The sequence below is a fragment of the Arthrobacter sp. R-11 genome (genome assembly GCF_049913155.1).
Classification (GTDB): domain Bacteria; phylum Actinomycetota; class Actinomycetes; order Actinomycetales; family Micrococcaceae; genus Arthrobacter.
In genome coordinates this window covers 1239715-1258388 of the sequence record NZ_CP183979.1, presented here as the reverse complement: position 1 = coordinate 1258388, position 18674 = coordinate 1239715, and the positions used below count along the sequence as shown (strand labels likewise).

The window sequence follows — 18674 nt, the reverse complement described above, 5'->3', positions numbered from 1 at the left end:
CGGCGGCGGTAGCATGGGGCAGGTGACCGAGACCTCCGTGCGCCCTGCCTCCCCAAGTTGGCTGGTGCGGCCGGCCGGAGCGTTCACGGCCGCCGCTCTCCGGGCCAGGCTGATCGGCGGGATCCAAAGCTGGCGGGACTATCCGCCGTCGTTGCGTCTGTGGTTCTGGCTGATTCCCACCATCACCGCGGTGATCGCCGGAATCCTGCGTTTCGTCCGGCTGGACAACCCGCACAGCCTGGTGTTCGACGAAACCTATTACGTCAAGGACGCCTACTCCTACCTGCTGAGTGGCTACGAGCGGAACTGGCCGCAAAAGGCCAACGACTCCTTCAAGGCCGGGCACCCGGTCCTGCCGCTGGACACCCCCGAGTACGTGGTGCATCCGCCCGTCGGTAAATGGATGATCGCCTGGGGCATGGGTCTCTTCGGCCCGGACAACCCTTTCGGCTGGCGCTTTGCCGCGGCCCTGACGGGAACCCTGTCCGTCTTCCTGGTCTCGCTTATCGCGCTGAAGCTTTTCCGTTCGCACGTGCTGGGCGGGGTGGCCGGCCTGCTGCTCGCCATCGACGGCCACCATCTGGTCATGTCCCGCACGGCGATCCTCGACATCTTCCTGATGTTCTGGATCCTCGCGGCGTTCGGCGCCCTGCTGATGGACCGCGACGACGGGCGGCGCCGGCTGGCAGCGCGCCTCGCCGCGGCCTACCGGGACGGCCCGCCGGCGGCGACCGCCCTGGTGGCCGGACCCTTCCTTGGCATGCGGTGGTGGCGGCTCGTGGCCGGCGTCTGCCTCGGCCTGGCGGTGGGCGTGAAATGGTCGGCGCTGGCCTTCGCAGCCGTGTTCGGCCTGCTGACGGTCCTCTGGGACATGAACGCGCGCCGGATCGCCGGGATCCGCAGCTGGGCCAGCGCCGCGGTCCTGAAGGACGGCGTCCCGGCATTCTTCAGCATGATCCCGGTGGCGGCGGCCGTGTACCTCGCCACCTGGACTGGTTGGTTCCTCTCCAAGGACGCCTACTTCCGCGGCTGGGCGGAGAAGCAACCGGCCTCGGCTTGGGACTGGATTCCGGCGCCGCTCCGCTCCCTGGCGCACTACCACTTGGAGGCGTACAAGTTCCATCAAGGCCTTGGCGCGGACCATCCGTACGAATCGAGCCCGTGGAGCTGGTTGGTGATGGGCCGGCCCACGTCCTTCTTCTACGAGTCCCCCAAACTGGGTAGCGCAGGCTGCGAACTCCCCACATGCACCACCGCGGTCCTTTCCGTGGGCAATCCCGTGATCTGGTGGGGTGCGACGGTCGCCCTGGCAGTGCTGTTGTTCTGGTGGGCCGGGCGCCGCGACTGGCGGGCGGGCGCCATTCTCGCCGGAGTCGCCGCAGGCTACTTGCCGTGGTTCATGTACCCCGAGCGGACCATGTTCTTCTTCTACGCCCTGTCCTTCGAGCCATTCCTCATCCTCGCCCTGGCATACGGGCTGGGCCGGATCCTGGGCAGACCGGGCGCCCCGCAATGGCGGAGGCTGTCCGGCCTCTACCTCGTGGCGCTGGTAGTGGTCCTTGCCGTGCTGGTTTCCGCGTACTTCTACCCGGTCTGGACGGCCGAAACCATCAGCTACCAGGAATGGCGGATGCGCATGTGGATGCCGTCCTGGATCTAGCGTTAAGCAATTGATCCCGCAGATCCGGTGGCTTCAGTTGCTCCGAAGCCACCGGATCTGCAGGATCACTCCTGCTTTGCCCGTCCCGGTTGACGGGACCGCTTTAGCGGGTTTCGCTAGGCTTTGGCCCCGCCGGCGACCGCGTCGCCCCCGTTTGCCTCGGCGTCGTCGGCGTCTTCCCCTTCCGTACCCGTTTCGCTTGCCGGCCCCTTCCGCGGCGGCAGGCCGCGGCGCCGCCGCGTGGGCCAGGTGAGGATCAGCGTCAACAGGGCCGCCAGGAAGACCAGCCCGGCGATGGCGATGCCGGCGTCCATCCAGAACTGTCCCGGGAACAGGCGGATCAGGGTGTCGTCAAGGGAGAAGGTCCACGTCCCGTTGGCGAAGAAGATCCTGTGGAATTCGGTGAAGAACTGCTGCCAGCCGAGGACCCCGAGGGTGCCCAGTGCCAGGATGACCACCAGTGTTGCGATGGACCCGGCAAAGAGGCCACGGCGGATGCCGCCCGTGCTTCGCTTGCGGAGGTACAGCATTCCGATAATGCCGATGACTACCATCAGCGCGGCAGCCCCGAACGCCGAAAGCATGACAAGCTTCACGTCAGCCATGTGCGCGACTTCGCTGTCCTTGAACAGTTTCGTGCCGTCTTCGTGGAGCAGGTCGCCGAGATACCGCGGCCCTGCCCAGTTGCTGAGGTAGTCCACGGCATAGGAGCCGTAGCTCATCCGGTCATCGGTGCTGAAGCCGTATCCGTCGCCCGGGAATCCCGGACGGTTGTACTCCACCCAGAGGAAGAGCGGGCTGGTCACGGCCCTGATGGCCAGGACCAGCAGCACCACCGGATAAAACACTGCCAGGAGCACCTGGAAGATGCGGGGCGTCACCGGCTTGGCGTTGGCGGCAAGTTCGCGTTCGGCGTTCCGGCGCGCAACTTCCGCTTCCGGCGGCCGGACCTGGAGGGCCGACGTCGGAAGGGGCTCGGCGAAAAGTGACGGTTCCGGCGTGGCTCCGGCAGCCTCGGCGGCTTTGCGGTCGGCGCGGCTCTCAGGCTGCTTTGCCGGCCTGGCTGCATCCGACTTGGCGGCACCGGACTTGGCCGCAGCCGCGGGTTTGGCGGGTTCCGCGGAATCAGCGGGCGAAGCGGACGGCACCTTCTCAGGCGCTGCCTTGGCGGCGGCCGGCTTCATCCACTCGAAAGCCGGCTCGCCGTCGTCGAATTCCACGTCCGGCTCACTGGGGTTCGGGGTTTTGTCACTCACGTCGCGTCACTTCCGTAGGGTTCGCATGCCGGCGTAAAACAGGTCACCGGCAATATTCTCTGTATTCGAGCCTACCGTCAGCCTCGGTACCGGAGCGATGAGCCACCCCGGCAAGCGCCGGAATCCCCCGCGCGCGTCAGGCGGCGATCGCCCGGTATCCGGCGTCCTTGCTGTCGAGGTCGCCGGTCGAGCCGGCGCGGAATGCCCTTCCGCCCAGCACCAGGGTGTACCCCCAGTAAGCGGCGAGGACCAGTGCACCGATCAGGAGTTTTGCCCAGACTGGCAAAGGGCTGGGCGTCACGAAGGCTTCAACCAGCCCGGAGACGAACAGCACGAGCACCAGCCCGAGGGCAACGGTGATCAAGGAGCGGCCTTCATCGGCCACGGCCTGCATGCGCCGCCGCGGGCCGGGTGACACCATGGCCCAGAAAATCTTCAGACCGGCAGCGGAGGCGATGAAGACCGCGGTGAGCTCCATGAGTCCGTGCGGCAGGATGTAGCTGAAGAACACGTCCAGCTTGCCCGTGGCGGCGAAGACCCCGGCGGCGATGCCCACTCCCTGGGCGTTGGCCACAAGCATCATGGGCACCCAGAACCCCGTGATTCCCAAGGCGACGGCCTGCGCCCCGATCCAGGCGTTGTTGGTCCACACCGCGCCGGCGAAGGAGGCTGCGGGGTTTTCCGAGTAGTAGTCGATGAACTTCTCGTCCACGTACTGCTTCAGCTGCGCGTTGCTCCCGAGCGAACGAAGTGCCTCGGGGGACGTCCCGATCCACAAGGCATATGCGGCACCGACAAGGCAGAAGAAAACCCCGCACCACAGGGTCATCCACCGGAGGCGGTAGAACGCAGCCGGCAGGGACACCACAAAGAACCCGGCCAGGTCCTCCATGAAGTTCGAACGGGCCCCGGTAAAGCGGGTCCGTGCCTGGGCCAGCGCCGCGGACAAGGATGCCGACAACGCCCCTTCCGGCGCCACCGAGCGGATGAGCGACAGATGCGAGGACGCCGCCTGGTACAGCTTCAGGAGTTCATCGGCTTCGTCGCCGCTGAGGCGCCGCTGGTGCGCCAGATCGTGAAGGCGCGCCCATTTGGCTGAGTGCACCGCGGAAAAGGCGTCGATATCCACGGCACTACCCTAACCCCCGGCCGCCTCTGACGGGGGCCTAAACTCTGAGGACAAGCAATCACAGTTGGGGGCATCCGTGAGTTCCATCATTACCGGCGAAGCAGTAGTCCTTGAACTCAGGCCGGCATCGTTCGCGGCCCGCGCGCTCGGGCTGATACTGGACCTGCTGGTGTATTTCGTGCTCCTGATGTGCGTGATGCTTCTCATTGGCAGCCTGGTCCCGGACCTGGACGAAGCAGCCGGGCGCGCGATGTTGCTCTCCAGCGCCGTGTTGTGCCTGGTGATCGTCCCGGTCGCTGTCGAGACCCTGAGCCGCGGCCGCTCCGTGGGCAAGCTCGCCGTCGGGCTGCGGATCGTCCGCGACGACGGCGGGTCCATCCGCTTCCGGCACGCGGTGATCCGGGGGCTGATCGGCTTCCTCGAAATCTTCCTGACCTTCGGCGGCCTGGCCGTGGGGGTCGCCCTCTTCAACGACAAGTCGAAGAGGCTCGGCGACATCGTGGCTGGAACCTACGCGCTCCGCCAGCGCGTGCAGCAGGAAGTGAAGGTCTTCGCCTTCGCGCCGCCTTATCTGCAGGGATGGGTGGCCCTCGCCGACATCGCCCGGATCCCCGACGCGGCAGCCCGGCGGGCCAACCAGTTCGTGCAGCAGGCACCCAGGATGGCTCCGGCGTCGCGCATCAATATGGCCGTTTCCCTCGCGTCGGAACTGTCAGCGCACGTGGCTCCCCCGCCTCCGCCGGGAACGCTCCCGGAAGACTATCTGTGGGCGGTGCTGGGCGAGCGCCGGAACCGGGAATTGAAAAGGCTCGCGCGCGCCGAGGAACGCAGCCGGACCATAGGCGAACGGCTGGCCCGGACCCCGTTCAGCGACTGAAGCAAGGCGGCCCCTGACGGTGCCGGCTCAACGGTGGGCGTAGGCGGTAGCGGCTTAGCGGTGGGCGTAGGAGGCCCAGGGAATGTTCCAGTCGCCAAAGCCTTCCAGCGGCTCCACAGCTGGCGCCCCGGTGTTCAGCACCTGGACCAGATCGCCGGTGCGCATGTTGTCGAAGAACCAGGCTGCATCCGCCGGGAGCAGCCCCACGCAGCCGTGCGACACATTCACCGAACCCACGTATGCATATGCGGACGGGAGCGCCTGGTGCACATACACCCCGGAGTTGGTCAAGCGGTTGGCCCGTTCCACGGTCAGCGGCGGGTAGTAGCCCTTGTCGCCGGGCTTGAGGCCGATGCTGCCGGCGTTGAACTTCGAATAGCGCTGCTGTTCCATGATTACGGCGTAACCGGTGGGAGACAGCCAGTCAGGACCCCCGAGAGTCACCGGAGCGGTGTGGGCCAGTTTGCCGTCAATGTACACGTTCATGATCTTGGTCAGGTCGTCGACCACCGCAACCCGCTGCGGCCCGGTGGTGTAGGAGACCTTGACGTTGGAATTACCGATCATGCCATTGCCGAACTCCTTGCCGAAGAGCGCAAGGTCCACGGTGACCTTGGTGCCCGATGCCCAGAACTTCTCCGGGCGGATGCGGACCTTCTGGTCGGAGTACCAGCGCCAGGCCACCTTCTGCTTGGAGGAGACCGTAATCTTCACGGTCTTCTCCATCGCGGCTTTGTTCAGTACCGGCTCGCTGAAGTTGATTTCGATCGGCTGGCCGGAGCCCATGATCGAACCGTTCAGCGGATACACCGAGGCGTCGGCTTCGTTGGGCGTGGAGACCGTGGTGAATTCCTGGGTCTTCTTGGTTTCCCGGCCGGCGCCGTCCACCACGGTGAAGGAGTAGCTGTACTTGGTATTGAACTTCAGCGGTTCCAGGGTGCTCCACGTGCTGCCGTCCGCACTGACGTTGCCCTTCACCGGTGTGCCGCCGGCCGCCGGGGCCAGGACGACGTCCTTGACGGTGCCGTTGACGGCCTTCACGGTCGGCCCGACGGCCGGGTTTACCTCACGTGCGCCGTCCAGGGGCGTGACACCCAGTTCCACGGCCTTGACGACGGCGGAGGCGAGCCCGACTTCGCTGCGCTGCGGGGAGCCCGCTTCCGATTCGGGGGCACGGTCCAGCCACGAAGGCGCCGTCGCGACGCCGATTCCGCCTGCTGCGACCGCGGCACAGATCCCGGCAATGGCCAGGATCTTCCCGGTGCGGCGTTTTGCCCTGTTCCCCATGTTCCGTCTCCACATCCCCAAATGCAGCCCGGCATCGAAACGGGCTTGTCAAAGTAACCAGACAATTCTAGCCGCGCCGGGGCGGCAAACAGCGCGGCGCGGGTTGCATGACACAACCCGCGCCGCACCGCGCTAGGGCAGGGCCCGTTCTACCGGGTTCCCCCGGACATCAGTAGCGGTAGTGCTCCGGCTTGTACGGACCGGCCACGTCCAGATCCAGGTATTCGGCCTGTTCCTTGCTGAGTTCGGTGAGTTCGACGCCCAGCGCGTCCAGGTGCAGCCGGGCCACCTTCTCGTCGAGGATCTTCGGCAGCACGTAGACCTGGTTTTCGTATTCGCGTTCGCCTTCAGGCTGGTCCCGCTTGGTCCACAGCTCGATCTGGGCGATGGTCTGGTTGGCGAAGGAATTGCTCATCACGAAGGAGGGGTGGCCCGTGGCGTTGCCCAGGTTCAGGAGGCGGCCTTCGGAGAGCACGATGATGGAGCGTTCGGCGGCGGTGCCGGCGTCGAAGACCCACTCGTGGACCTGGGGCTTGATCTCCACCTTCTTGACCCCGTCGACCTTGGCCAGGCCGGCCATGTCGATCTCGTTGTCGAAGTGGCCGATGTTGCCCACGATCGCCTTGTTCTTCATGCGCACCATGTCCTCGGCCATGATGACGTCCTTGTTGCCCGTGGTGGTGATGAAGATGTCACCCTGTTCCAGCACGGTTTCGAGGCGCGCCACCTGGTAGCCGTCCATGGCGGCCTGCAGCGCGCAGATGGGGTCGATTTCGGTGACGATCACCCGGGCGCCCTGGCCGCGGAGCGCTTCCGCCGCACCCTTTCCGACGTCGCCGTAGCCGCAGACGACGGCGACCTTGCCGCCGATCAGCACGTCGGTGGCGCGGTTGATGCCGTCCGGCAGCGAGTGGCGGATGCCGTACTTGTTGTCGAACTTGCTCTTGGTGACGGAGTCGTTGACGTTGATCGCCGGGAACAGCAGCTTGCCCTGTTCGGCGAGCTGGTAGAGGCGGTGCACGCCGGTGGTGGTCTCTTCGCTGACGCCGCGGATGCCGGCGGCGATGCGGGTCCATTTCTGCGGGTCCCGGGCGAGGGAGGCACGGAGCACGCCGAGGATCAGCGCATATTCTTCCGGATCGTCGTCGGTGGCTTCCGGCACGGCGCCGGCGGCTTCGAACTCGACGCCCTTGTGCAGCAGCAGCGTGGCGTCACCGCCGTCGTCGAGGATCATGTTGGGGCCCAGCTCCGGGTTGCTGTCGGCACCGGGCCAGGTGAGGATCTGCTCGGCGGTCCACCAGTACTCATCGAGGGTTTCGCCCTTCCAGGCGAAGACCGGCACACCCTGCGGGTCCTCAGGGGTGCCCTTGCCGACGACGACGGCGGCAGCGGCTTCGTCCTGGGTGGAGAAGATGTTGCAGGAGGCCCAGCGGATTTCCGCGCCCAGGGCGGTCAGGGTCTCGATAAGCACGGCGGTCTGCACGGTCATGTGGAGAGATCCTGCGATCCGGGCGCCCTTGAGCGGCTGGCTCGGGCCGAATTCGGCGCGCAGGGACATCAGGCCCGGCATTTCATGTTCGGCGAGGCGGATCTGGTGGCGGCCTGCCTCGGCCAGGGAAAGGTCGGCAACCTTGAAGTCGAAAGTCATGGATGTCCTTAGATAGAACCGGTTAACGGCTGGAACAGATGCGTGCGGTCAGGCTTTGCGGGGAGCGTCGTGCTGGTCTGAGGCGGCAGAGTCCGCCGCGGCCAGCAGTTCCGGCGGGAGCAGCAGCGGGATGCCGTCCTGGATGCTGTAGCGGGGCTTGTTGCCCGTGGAGTCCGCTTCGACCGCTACCAGCTCTTCGCCTTCCTGGACCAGCGGTGAACCGGTGACCGGGCAACGCAGAATGGACAACAGTTCAGGACTGACCTTTGGCATGGCTGTAGCTCCCTGGATGGCACCGTCTCATGGTGCCGGTGGCGGACCGGATGTGCAGCTTCCAGCGTACAGCCCGGCAACTGCGGGGACGATTGACTTTACGCCTCAGGAAGGCTCGCGCAGGATGCGCAGGTGTCCGCGGCGGGTGCCCTCGACCACCGGAGGTTCGACGGCGGGACGTCCGGTCCGCTGTTCGGAAACCTCGGGAGCCGCCGCGGCTTCGCGCACTGCGTTCGCCAGGGCCAGCAGGTCGTCCGGACCCGGTTCGGGCGGGGTGGAAGGCATCGCGAGACGGAGCACTTCCCAGCCGCGCGGGACCGTCAGGGAGCCGGCGTGCTGGGTGCACAGATCGTAGGAGTGGGGTTCGGCGTACATCGCCAGCGGCCCCAGCACGGCCGTGGACTCGGCGTAAACGTACGTCAGAGTGGCCACCGCGGACTGGCGGCAGGCTGACCTGGAACATTGGCGAATAGCACCCACAACATCCCAGATTAGCGGGTGCAGGGCGGCACACGGCGCATTGGCCCCTGCGCGCGCATTATGTCGCGCTGGCCGCGCGCCCTCTCAATCCTCACGCAGCGAGATTTCGGAACGATGGGTGGGCCCACATCGGCGAGGGCCCCGAATCGAGCGCAGCGAGATTTCGGAACGATGGGTGGGCCCACATCGGCGAGGGCCCCGAATCGAGCGCAGCGAGATTTCGGAACGATGGGTGGGCCCACATCGGCGAGGGCCCCGAATCGAGCGCAGCGAGATTTGGGAGCCGATGGGGACTAAAGTCTAGTTATGCAGTCACAGCACCAAAGTCCGGGCTTCACGATCAGCCTGGGCGAAGCCGGCGGAAACCCATCCGGCGCTCCGGTGCGCAGCTTCAGGCAGCGCCGGCGGAACCGTCACGGCCGGGGCCAACGCGGCGAAGTCATGCTTCCCACCCTTCCGGGCTACCGCAGCAGGGCGGAACGCTTCGACGATCTGGTCCTGGACTCGGCCGAACGGCTCCAGGACATGTGGGGCCAGCAACTCAGCGGTGTGGCTTTCGCCGTGGAGGAGATCCCGCCCAACCTGGAGCAACTTGTGGCCGAAGGCGGAGCCGCTCCATTGGGCGCCTGCAGCAGGGGCACCCGCACCGAAGGTCCGCTCATCACCGTGTACCGCCGTGTGGTGGAACACACCGCGGGCGGCCGGGAGGAACTGCAGGATCTCATCCATGACGTCGTCGTGGAATACACCGCAGAGTACCTGGGGGTTCCGCCGGAATCCCTGGATCCGGTGTACCGCCGCCGTTACCAGTAACGCGGCCGGCGGGTCCCGGCACGCCGGAATTCAATACGCCGGACTTCAGTACCCCAGCGTGACCGCGACTTTCTCGTGCCCCAGCGCACCCTGCTGGATGGCTACCGTCGAGATCCCGGGTCCGTCCTCCTCGCCGAGCAGCACGGCACCGTAAGCCGGGTCGCCCGAGGCGGCCACGACATAGCCAATCACCGCGGGCCCCTTGGCGCTGTCCGGAACGCCGATGACCGTCGTCGTTCCCCCCGCGATGTCCACCGATTCGGTCTTGCCGAGCTTGCCGTCCGCCGTCACCGGGGTGTAGCTCACGGTTGCCCTGCCGTCGGGTACGCCGAAACTGAGGAAGCGGAGCCCGTCCTGCGGCACGGCCACAACGTGCTGGCTGCCGAGGCGGACGGCAGCCGGTGACCAGGCGAAGTCCATGGGCGCGGATTCGCGCGGGTTCCCGAGCAGCCGGGCGGCCGCGGCGAAGGGCACGTCCGAGGTGGCGCTCACCGTGTAGGTTCCTGCGGGCACGCCGTCCAGGCGGAGTTCGGTGACCGAGCCCGCCTTGGCGGTGACCGCTCCCCCGCCGGGCAGTGTCTGTTGCCCGTTTGGTCCGAAGAGCCTGACGTCCACGACGGCGTCGGCCGCACCGGGGACGGTGATTTCAAGAGCAGGAACCGCGTCGGAGAAGCCGCCCTTGCTGCTGAGCGCCTTGATGGTCTTGGGATCCTGGACGACGACGCCGGTCATGACCTGGGCGTCCGCAGGGCCGGCGCCCGGTGCGAGCTGTTCCACTCCGCCGGAGACGAGCCCGCGCAGTACGCTCTGCTGGACGGTTGCGGCGACTGGACCGCCGCTGCTGCGCACGTGGAGGGAGAGGTGCTTCTCATCGGCGGCGAGGCCGGCCAGATTGATGATGCGGCTGCTGTGCGGCGGAACCAGGAGCCCGCGGCTTCCGGGTGACTGGATCCGCCCCTTCGCGCCGAGGAGTTCAAGGTTGACCGTGGCCGGCGTCCCGGAGGCGTTGCTGAGGTGCAGCAGCGCGGTCCGTCCCAGGGTGGTGTCGGCGCCAAGGAGCCAGAAATCGTTCGAGGGCTGCTGGCATTGGGCCACGGCGAGGCCGCGCAGGTCGCCGTCCGCGGCGGAGTAGCTTCCGACGGCGGCCATGGCGGCCTGCTGGTTGCCGGTGGGTTCGGCGTCGAGCACGGTGATCTTGGGAGCGGACTGCGCAACCGTTGCGGCTTTGAGCGCCGGCGGTCCGGGGGCCGGCGCCGGGGTTCCCTTCGGTGCCTCGGAGACGGTCCTGGCCGCACTTCCGTCCAGGGCCGCCACCCTGCTTCCGGGCAGGGTCCCTGAGGCGTCGCTGAGTACCAGGGCGTTCAGGCTGTTCTTCGCCGTCCGCGAAACAGGGCTGAATTGGGCGTCGGTGCCGGCGGCTGTCCCTTCGGGCAGCACCGCGGGGCCGGGACACACCATGGTGCTGCGGCCGGCGGGAACGTCCGAGAGTTTGGCCTCGAGCGTCCGGCTTCCGGCCGGTCCGGGAAGGACCCCCGCGGCGAAGACCACCCCTGCTCCCCCGGCAAGCAGGACGCCGGCCGAAAGCAATCCGGTGACGATGCCGCGGCCTTGCGGCTTCTTGCCGGACTTCTTCTTGCCGGCCTTCTTTTTGCCAGCCTTCGAGGCCGCCTTCGGGGCGGTCCTTGGGGCTTGGGTGTTGTCCTTAGACACTGCTGCGCTCCTTGGGGAGGGGCTGTTCTTCCCGGCCCCGGTCCTGAATGGTCCGGGTGGGCCTTGGGCGCCGGGCTGGCATCGGGATGGCCAGGAGGGCAGTCAGGCCGATCACCAACACCTGTAGGGCACCGAGCCAGGGCTCCCATGGACTGACATAGCGGACTTCGAGGTCACCGCCGCGTGCGGGCAGGGTGAAGGACTGTGCCCAGCCGGACGTGGTGGCAGTCAGGCGATGCCCGTCCAGCCATGCACTCCACCCCGGATCGAAACGTTCGGCGAGTACGAGCTTGCGGCCAACAGCACCGTCCGGAACGGCCCCGTCCACGTTGTTGCCCGAAGACGGCAGCAGGGCCGTGACGGCACCCTTGGGGTCGATGATCCGGGCGCGGTGCGCGGTCTCGGCGTCTTTCGCTGCGGCGTCGCTGAGCGGCGTTATCCGCCACAGCCAGCCGGCGTCTGTCTGGCCGACGGCCACCAGGCCGGGTACGGCGTCGATCCTGTTCGCGGTCAGCTGCGCGGCGGCATCGGGGGCCTTCAGGACCACGAAGCCCGCCCCCAGCTGCTCCAGTGCGGGCCGCGGGTCGACCCCGGTGCCGGCCACGATGGTTGCGACGGCGGTCCGGATCGAGGCCGTGGCGTCATCGTCACCCCGGAGCTGCTCTCTTCCGGGAGGGCCGCTGATCTGCCTGGCCGCCGCGATGGTGGACAACGAGTCGAGTGTGGTTCCGGCGCCGCGCATCAGTGCCGAGCCGTACCCGCCCTGTTCGTCGGGCGTGATGACCAGCGTGTTGCTGCGCTCCGGCCCCTGGCCATGGTCGACGGCGGTGGCTGGCAGGGTGCGCTCGGCGGCGGGCGTGAGCAAGGGCGCTGCACCCAGTGCTCCGTGGGGGTAGCCGGAGTCCGCGTCGGGCAAGGCGTTCTGGGTGGCCCACACGCTCATCCCGAGCAACGGACCAACCACCAACAGCGCTGTCACCAGTCCCGAGAACCAGGGAAGCACCGCGGCACGCGCCGAGCGCGGGCTGGCTTCGGCGCCTGTGCGGGACCGGCCGGCGAAACGGAGGAGGTTCTCGGCGCCGATCATGGCCGCACCCAGCAAGGCGCAGGCTGCCGCCGATACGGCGGGACCGCTGAAGGGGGTGACGAGCGTATTGCCCACGAGTGCCGTGGCAACGTGTGCGGACGCCCACGACCAGGCCAGCATCACGATCGCCGCCAGCCACAGCATGCGGGTCACCCGGGTCCGCCGGCCTGGAACGAAGAGCGCCGCCGCAGCCAGGATCAGCAGCGGAGCGCCGAGCAACAGCGCAAGCAGCAGGGCCCACGGCACGCCGGAGGGGCCGAACAGCGGAAGGTTCGCCAGGCCGCCGTCGGGCGCGAATTCCAATGGCTGGCCAAGCAGCTGCTGCCAGAGCGGGGCTGCGTCGGAACCGAGCGGCACACCGGGGTCTGCCAGCAGGGCGCGGGGGCGGTCCAGCAGGGAGATGCCGTACGGCACGAACAACACGACAGCGGGAAGCAGGGCCCACCAAATGGTCCGGCCGCGGCGTCCCAGGAAGATCCCGCAGAAGACGATCAGGAGCGCGAGCGGGAGGAACAGGGACGGCGCTGAGGCGGTCACAACGGCGAGCACCAGGCCTGCGGCGGCAGCGGCCGTCCAGGAGGGCGTGCCGTTGCTGCCGGGCTTGCCGGGGGCCGCTTTCGTGGGAAGTGCCGCCGCGCCCCGGCCCTTGGATGCGGAAGCCAGGGCGTGCTTGCCGGCCGCCGCGCCCCGGCCGCGGGCGGAACCGGTGGCACGAAGCAGGGCCAGGACCAGCAAGGGCATCATGACGTGGGCCAGGAGCGCTCCTGCCCGTCCTTGGTTCAGGGCCACCTGCAGCGCCGGGGCGGCGGCCCACAACAAGGCTGCGATGAAACGGAAACGGCGTAGCCTGGTCAGCGCACCGGCGGCGAACCAGGCGCCGAGTGCGGAGAGCGGCATGGCCAGCAGCAGCAGCCACGCCATCGCAGCGTTTCCGTCGCCGCCGCCGATCAGGGAAAGCAGCCAAAGCACATAGCCGAAGGGATCGCCGTGGCCGGGCAGCCCGGCACCGAGGCCGATCCACCAGCTCGAGGCGGTTCGCCAGATCGCCGCGGGATCCGAGGAGAGCGGAAGCAGCCCGCCGCCGGTGACCGCGGACGCGCCGAACAGGCCCAGCAGGCCCGCTACCGATGCCGCCAGGGCGAGGAAGACGGCGGTGAGGGCACCGGTGCCGATCCAGCCCCGATCTTTCGTGGCAAGGGCGGCGAAGTCATCGCCTGCGTCGCCGGTGGGCGCGCTGTTCAGCAGATCCGAGGACAGCCGCTCCGGAAGGAAGTCCTCGTCTTCATCGACTCCCACAGCCTCGACCAGGGATCGCCGGTGTGCCCAGACCTCCCGGCGCGATGTCTGCAGGCCTCGGATCACAGAACGGCGGACCTTGCGGGACTGCGCGGCGGTCCGGCGGCCCCGGAACAGCGCAGCCGGCCGGACGAGGGCCGCCAGCGTGGCACCCAGTTGGGACAGCCCGCGCCCAGGCTCCTTGACCAGGATGCTCAACACAAAACGCAGGACGCTGCCGAGCAACGCCCCGACCGCGTGCACGGGCACGGCCCACGCCGGGCAGTGCTTAAGCCGGAGGTGGATCTGCGCCTTGCGGGCCGCCACCGGGTTGGAAAGGGCGTCCGGGCGGCCGTCCACGTGGAACATCCTGGCCGAAGGCACCACCACCACACGGTTCCCGGCCAGCCAGTTGCGCCAGCAGAGGTCAACGTCGTCGCCGACGCCGGGCAGCGCAGGATCGAAGCCCTGCAGCTGTTCCCAGACATCCCGGCGTACCAGCATTCCGGCAGAGTTGACCGCGAAGGTGTCCGTACGGCCGTCGTACTGGCCCTGGTCGAGTTCATCGGCGTCGATGAGGGTCAGCCGTTCGGCCCAGCGGCTGGTCGACAGGCCGGCGTCGATCAGCCTGCGCTCGGCATCCCAGTCCAGCTGCTTGCAGCCGGCCACTGTGACCGAAGGCGCGCGCTCGACGGCGTGCAACAGCTCGGCAAGCGCGTCCGGTGCGGGGGCGGCGTCGTCATGGAGCAGCCAGATCCACTCCGAGCCGGTTCCCTTGGCCGGGGCCAGGGCCGCCAGGCCCGCCTTGACGGCACCGCCGAAGCCGTCCTTCGGATGTTCGGATGAGGTGACATTGGCCTTGCCCAGTGCCCGCTCGAGTTGCTTTGCCGAGTTGTCCCGCGAGCCTGTATCAACGCCAATGGCGGCATCTGCCGGACGCGTCTGTTCCAGCAGAGCCGCCAGGGTCCTGGGGAGATAGCTAGCACCGTTGTGGGAGACCACAACGGCAGTAACGTGTACTGCTTCGAGAATCAGACCGCTCGCTTCCTCAACCGCCGGCGCTCCCGCTCGGAGAGACCGCCCCAGATGCCAAACCGTTCATCGTTGGCCAGCGCATATTCCAGGCACTGCGCGCGGACGTTGCACGCTCCGCAGACCTTCTTCGCGTCGCGGGTCGACCCGCCTTTTTCGGGGAAGAACGCTTCGGGGTCGGTCTGGGCGCAGAGCGCGTCGCCCTGCCATCCCAGTTCGCCCTCGTCGTCGAAATCGGCCAGGCCGGGGAGTCCGACCCACAGCGGCTGGCCGGGTGTGCCGGCCGGGCGGTGGAGCTCCATGGGCGGATCGTCGAGGCCGTCGGCGGAATCACCGTCGCCAAGCAGGCCTTCGTTCTCCTGTGCTTCGTGTTCGGCCAGCAAAGCCGTAGCCTGGTCCTCGAGCGACTCCCGGGTTGCTTCGAGATACCGCTCAGCCGCGGCAGGATCGGCAGGATCCACGTACCAATCGCCCGGGACCTCCCGTGACCGGTATTTCACCGACGCAATTCCTGCGACGGCTGCATCTTCCTGGATTCTCAACGCTTGCCCCATGGCGTCCCTCCTGATGTTGCAGCCGCTGCCTGAATGGTCCGGCACTCGGTTGTGTACGCGATAACTGCGCAGCGGCGATTGATTACTAATTACACGCGTGTAACTACCGGGGCGTCAAGCTGCGCCGGGATAATAATCACCACACGCCGACTTGGTGCGCCGCGCCACGCCCGGGATTTTTCCGCCCGATCCGGGCGATGCCGGGAAAACGGAAGCCACATTCCACTTAAGCTGAACGTTCGTTGAATTTCCGCGGATGAAGGAATGCTTCATGCAACCGGGCAGCCGAAGTTGAGTGGCGCAAATCACAGCATTTGTGAAGAGAAATCCGTCCGCGCGCGCCGGTGTGCCCCGTGCGAAGATTTAGCCATGAGCATCCCGGCAATGAACCTGATGACTGCGCTCCGCTCCGGCCACGCCACCTCCCCCCGCCTCACCTGGTACGGCCCCGATTCCGAACGGATCGAACTGTCCGGCCGCGTGCTGGACAACTGGGTGGCCAAGACGGCCAACCTTCTCCAGGACGAGCTCGACGCCGGGCCGGGAATTTCGCTGCGCCTGGAGTTGCCGGCCCACTGGAAGTCACTCGTGTGGGCGCTGGCGGCCTGGCAGCTGGGCATGGAACTCGTACTCGACGGCGGCCCTGCAGACCTGCTTGCCACCTCCAGCCCGGAGGACGCCGGGTCCGCCGACACCGCCGGCGACGGAGCCGGCGCGGGTTTTGACGCCGTCGTTGCCGTACCGCTTGCCGCGCTGGCGATGCGCTGGCCGGGAACGCTGCCACCCGGCGTCCTGGACTACGCGGCGGAAGTGCGCTCCCACGGCGATGTGTTCATGCCATACGCGGAAGCGGAGCCGGGCCTGTCGGCGCTGCGCCTTCCCGGGCGGGGCTTCAGCCATGGCGAACTGCTGACCGAGTTCGCCGCGGCGGGGCCGGCCGCAGACGGCGAAGGGGCGGAAGCGGGGCACGATGAGGCCGCCCGCATTCTGGTGCGGGCCGCGGACGGATTGGATGCCGCCCTGGCCGAGGCCCTCGGCTGCTGGGACCGCGGCGGCTCGATCGTGCTGGTCCACCCGGACGTTGAGGTGACCGAGCACCTCCTGCAGAACGAGCGCGTCAGGGGCGCTTGAGGGATTCCGGGTCGCTGGCCTGTCCCGCCTCGGGCCTGGCCTTGGGGTGGAGTTCGATGAGCTCGTGGTCGTGGGAGAACTCCGGCTCTTCGTCGAGTTCCTGGTTGAACACCAGGAAGCGGTAGGCGAAGAACCGGACCACGGTGGCCACCAGGATGCCGAAGACACCCGCGGCAAACAACAGGTTCTTCTCCGTGATGTGCAGCCAGTAGTTCGCGATGAACGTGAACCCAGTGGAGATGCCGATGCCGATGCCGTTGATGATGGCGAACATCACGAATTCCCGCAGCACGTTGTCCTGCCGGCGGTGCCTGAAGGTCCAGAAGCGGTTGGCGACCCAGGAGAAGATGGTGGCCAGGAGCGCGCCGACAAAGCGGGCCTTGGACGGGCTGTCAGACATCGGGCCGTGCATCAGGTAATACGTGAGCCCGTTGTCGATGACGAACGCCACACCGCCGACAGCGCCGAACTTGGCCACCTCGCGCCAGAAGAGCGAGGCAAAGCCGCGAATGCGATCTGCAAGTGTGTTGATCATGACCCTCCAAGGCCTGGTGAATTGGGGCCGACGGGCCGAAGCACCATTTTAGCGCCGTTTCCTTGGCGCAAGCTGCAGGGAAAGTTGCCGCCAGCCCCTTTCCGCCCGGCAAAAGGGGTCCCCGGGCGGCACGGAATCCCTTATCCGGCCCGCTGTTCGGTAGGCTGAACCCTGTGACTTTTCCTGTTATTGGCGTTGTTGGCGGCGGCCAGCTCGCACGAATGATGGCCCCGGCAGCGACTGCCCTCGGTTTCGAGCTCCGCGTTCTCGCTGAAGGCGAGGACGTCTCCGCGGCACGCGCTGTGGCCACGGCACCCGTGGGCGACTACAAGGACCTCGACGCCCTCCTTGAGTTCGCCAAGGGCCTGGACGTGATGACCTTCGACCACGAGCACGTCCCGAGCGAGCACCTGCGTGCCCTCATCGACGCAGGCGTCAATGTCCAGCCGGGCCCGGACGCCTTGGTCCACGCCCAGGACAAGCTGGTGATGCGCGCGGCGATCGACCGCCTCGGACTGCCCAACCCGGCTTGGGCGGCGGTGCACACCGTCGCCGAGCTCGTGGACTTCGGCACCGAAACCGGCTGGCCCGTGGTCCTGAAGACCCCGCGCGGCGGGTACGACGGCAAGGGCGTACGCATTGTGCACTCCCCCGCCGAGGCCGAGGAGACCGCAGGCTGGTTCGAAGCGATGAGCCCGTTGCTGGCCGAAGCGAAGGTGGACTTCAGCCGCGAACTCTCCGCCCTGGTGGCCAGGACCCCCGGCGGCGAATCCCGCGCCTGGCCCGTTGCCCACACCATCCAGGTGGACGGCGTCTGTGACGAAGTCATCGCTCCCGCACAGGACATCCCGGTGGAAGTGGCCGCCGCCGCGGAGGAGGCCGCGCTGCGGATCGCCGAGGAACTCGGCGTCACCGGCGTCATGGCAGCCGAACTCTTCGAGACTCCGGGAGTCGGCGTCGGCTTCCTGATCAACGAGCTGGCCATGCGCCCGCACAACACGGGCCACTGGACCCAGGACGGCTCCGTGACCAGCCAGTTCGAACAGCACCTGCGTGCTGTCCTGGACCTTCCGCTCGGCGCCACCGACGTGCTGGGCTCGGTAGCCGTGATGAAGAACTTCCTGGGCGGGGACAACGAGGACCTGTTCAGCGCCTACCCGCAGGCACTCGCCTACGAGCCCGCCGCGAAGGTGCACTGCTACGGCAAGTCCGTCCGCGCCGGGCGCAAGATCGGCCACGTCAACATCGTGGGCGATTCCGTCACCGAAATCGACAACCTCCGCCGCCGCGCAACCGTGGTGGCCGGCATCATCTGCGACGGCCGCGTGCCGGCTGAATTCCCCGAGGAGACCGCATGAGTGCACAGAACGCCGCCCCGATCGTAGGCCTCGTGATGGGCTCGGACTCCGATTGGCCCGTCATGGAAGCAGCCGCGGACGCCCTCGCCGAGTTCGGCATCCCTTTCGAAGCCGACGTCGTCTCCGCGCACCGGATGCCCACGGAAATGATCCGCTACGGACAGACCGCCCATGAGCGCGGCATCCGCGTGATCATCGCCGGCGCCGGTGGTGCCGCGCACCTGCCGGGCATGCTCGCCTCCGTCACTCCCCTGCCGGTCATCGGCGTGCCGGTGCCGCTGAAGACCCTGGACGGCATGGACTCGCTGCTCTCCATTGTGCAGATGCCTGCCGGTGTTCCCGTGGCCACTGTGTCGATCGGCGGCGCACGCAACGCCGGCCTGCTCGCCGTGCGCATGCTGGCCTCCGGCAGCGACGAACTGGCCGTCCGCCTGCAGGGCGAGCTCCTGGAATTTGCACAGGAACTGAACAACGTGGCCTCGGCCAAGGGCGCCAAGCTGCGCGACAAAGTGGCAGAAGTGTTCTCCCAGGACAACGTATCCGCCCGGAGCAGCCGCTAAGGGAGGCCT

General features: G+C 67.6%; 16 protein-coding genes. 6 read left to right on the top strand and 10 right to left on the bottom strand.

Translation table 11 applies throughout. The features are described 5' to 3' along the window. Positions 1–13 precede the first annotated feature (13 nt). Entirely contained in the window at positions 14–1660 is a 1647-nt protein-coding gene (locus tag ACN9M4_RS05670) for a dolichyl-phosphate-mannose--protein mannosyltransferase (RefSeq protein WP_426302581.1), read from the top strand. Between the two features lie 116 nt (positions 1661–1776). Here the strand turns inward: ACN9M4_RS05670 and ACN9M4_RS05665 are convergent, their stop codons facing one another. Next, complete coding sequence (locus tag ACN9M4_RS05665) at positions 1777–2916, bottom strand: TIGR01906 family membrane protein (protein WP_426302580.1); 1140 nt, start codon at positions 2914–2916, stop codon at positions 1777–1779. 136 nt (positions 2917–3052) lie between these two features. Then, positions 3053–4045, bottom strand: a complete 993-nt coding sequence (locus tag ACN9M4_RS05660) for a stage II sporulation protein M (protein WP_426302579.1) — start codon at positions 4043–4045, stop codon at positions 3053–3055. Between the two features lie 76 nt (positions 4046–4121). On the opposite strand from ACN9M4_RS05660, the gene ACN9M4_RS05655 reads away from it, so the two are divergent. Next, a complete protein-coding gene (locus ACN9M4_RS05655) occupies positions 4122–4922 on the top strand; it encodes an RDD family protein (protein WP_426302578.1) in 801 nt (266 codons plus the stop codon). Between the two features lie 54 nt (positions 4923–4976). On the opposite strand, the gene ACN9M4_RS05650 is transcribed toward ACN9M4_RS05655, so the two are convergent. The 4 genes from ACN9M4_RS05650 to ACN9M4_RS05635 all read right to left on the bottom strand — a co-directional run bounded on the left by ACN9M4_RS05650 (position 4977) and on the right by ACN9M4_RS05635 (position 8610). Continuing rightward, positions 4977–6209, bottom strand: coding sequence for an Ig-like domain-containing protein (locus tag ACN9M4_RS05650; protein ID WP_426302577.1), 1233 nt, complete (start codon positions 6207–6209; stop codon positions 4977–4979). Between the two features lie 169 nt (positions 6210–6378). After that, the gene (gene ahcY, locus ACN9M4_RS05645; RefSeq protein ID WP_426302576.1) at positions 6379–7857 is read right to left on the bottom strand and encodes an adenosylhomocysteinase; all 1479 of its coding nucleotides are present in this window, start codon (positions 7855–7857) and stop codon (positions 6379–6381) included. Between the two features lie 48 nt (positions 7858–7905). Further along, positions 7906–8130 carry a Trm112 family protein gene (locus tag ACN9M4_RS05640; RefSeq protein ID WP_426302575.1) on the bottom strand — a complete coding sequence of 75 codons (225 nt, stop codon included), beginning with the start codon at positions 8128–8130 and terminating at the stop codon, positions 7906–7908. A gap of 105 nt (positions 8131–8235) precedes the next feature. Further along, complete coding sequence (locus ACN9M4_RS05635; protein ID WP_426302574.1) at positions 8236–8610, bottom strand: DUF3499 domain-containing protein; 375 nt, start codon at positions 8608–8610, stop codon at positions 8236–8238. Between the two features lie 306 nt (positions 8611–8916). Here ACN9M4_RS05635 and ACN9M4_RS05630 point away from each other — a divergent pair, with 306 nt between their 5' ends. Next, on the top strand, positions 8917–9423 hold the full coding sequence (locus ACN9M4_RS05630) for a metallopeptidase family protein (protein ID WP_426302573.1): 507 nt from the start codon (positions 8917–8919) through the stop codon (positions 9421–9423). 45 nt (positions 9424–9468) lie between these two features. Here ACN9M4_RS05630 and ACN9M4_RS05625 read toward each other — a convergent pair whose 3' ends face one another. The 3 genes from ACN9M4_RS05625 to ACN9M4_RS05615 are packed head-to-tail and all read right to left on the bottom strand — an operon-like array spanning position 9469 to position 15081. Then, positions 9469–11133 carry a DUF5719 family protein gene (locus ACN9M4_RS05625; protein WP_426302572.1) on the bottom strand — a complete coding sequence of 555 codons (1665 nt, stop codon included), beginning with the start codon at positions 11131–11133 and terminating at the stop codon, positions 9469–9471. After that, complete coding sequence (locus ACN9M4_RS05620; protein ID WP_426302571.1) at positions 11126–14497, bottom strand: glycosyltransferase family 2 protein; 3372 nt, start codon at positions 14495–14497, stop codon at positions 11126–11128. The genes ACN9M4_RS05625 and ACN9M4_RS05620 overlap by 8 nt, the downstream gene beginning before the upstream one ends. 29 nt (positions 14498–14526) lie before the next feature. After that, entirely contained in the window at positions 14527–15081 is a 555-nt protein-coding gene (locus tag ACN9M4_RS05615) for a WhiB family transcriptional regulator (RefSeq protein ID WP_426302570.1), read from the bottom strand. Between the two features lie 369 nt (positions 15082–15450). Here ACN9M4_RS05615 and ACN9M4_RS05610 point away from each other — a divergent pair, with 369 nt between their 5' ends. Beyond that, positions 15451–16212: a TIGR03089 family protein gene (locus ACN9M4_RS05610; protein ID WP_426302569.1), complete on the top strand. Its 762-nt coding sequence runs from the start codon at positions 15451–15453 to the stop codon at positions 16210–16212. Here the strand turns inward: ACN9M4_RS05610 and ACN9M4_RS05605 are convergent. Next, positions 16199–16747: a GtrA family protein gene (locus ACN9M4_RS05605; RefSeq protein ID WP_426302568.1), complete on the bottom strand. Its 549-nt coding sequence runs from the start codon at positions 16745–16747 to the stop codon at positions 16199–16201. The two genes, ACN9M4_RS05610 and ACN9M4_RS05605, sit on opposite strands and share 14 nt — an antisense overlap. Before the next feature lie 221 nt (positions 16748–16968). Here ACN9M4_RS05605 and ACN9M4_RS05600 point away from each other — a divergent pair, with 221 nt between their 5' ends. Beyond that, positions 16969–18105, top strand: coding sequence for a 5-(carboxyamino)imidazole ribonucleotide synthase (locus ACN9M4_RS05600; protein WP_426303402.1), 1137 nt, complete (start codon positions 16969–16971; stop codon positions 18103–18105). After that, positions 18102–18665 (top strand): 5-(carboxyamino)imidazole ribonucleotide mutase, encoded by a 564-nt coding sequence (purE, locus tag ACN9M4_RS05595; protein WP_426302567.1) that lies wholly within the window; start codon positions 18102–18104, stop codon positions 18663–18665. The genes ACN9M4_RS05600 and purE overlap by 4 nt, the downstream gene beginning before the upstream one ends. Positions 18666–18674 lie beyond the last annotated feature (9 nt).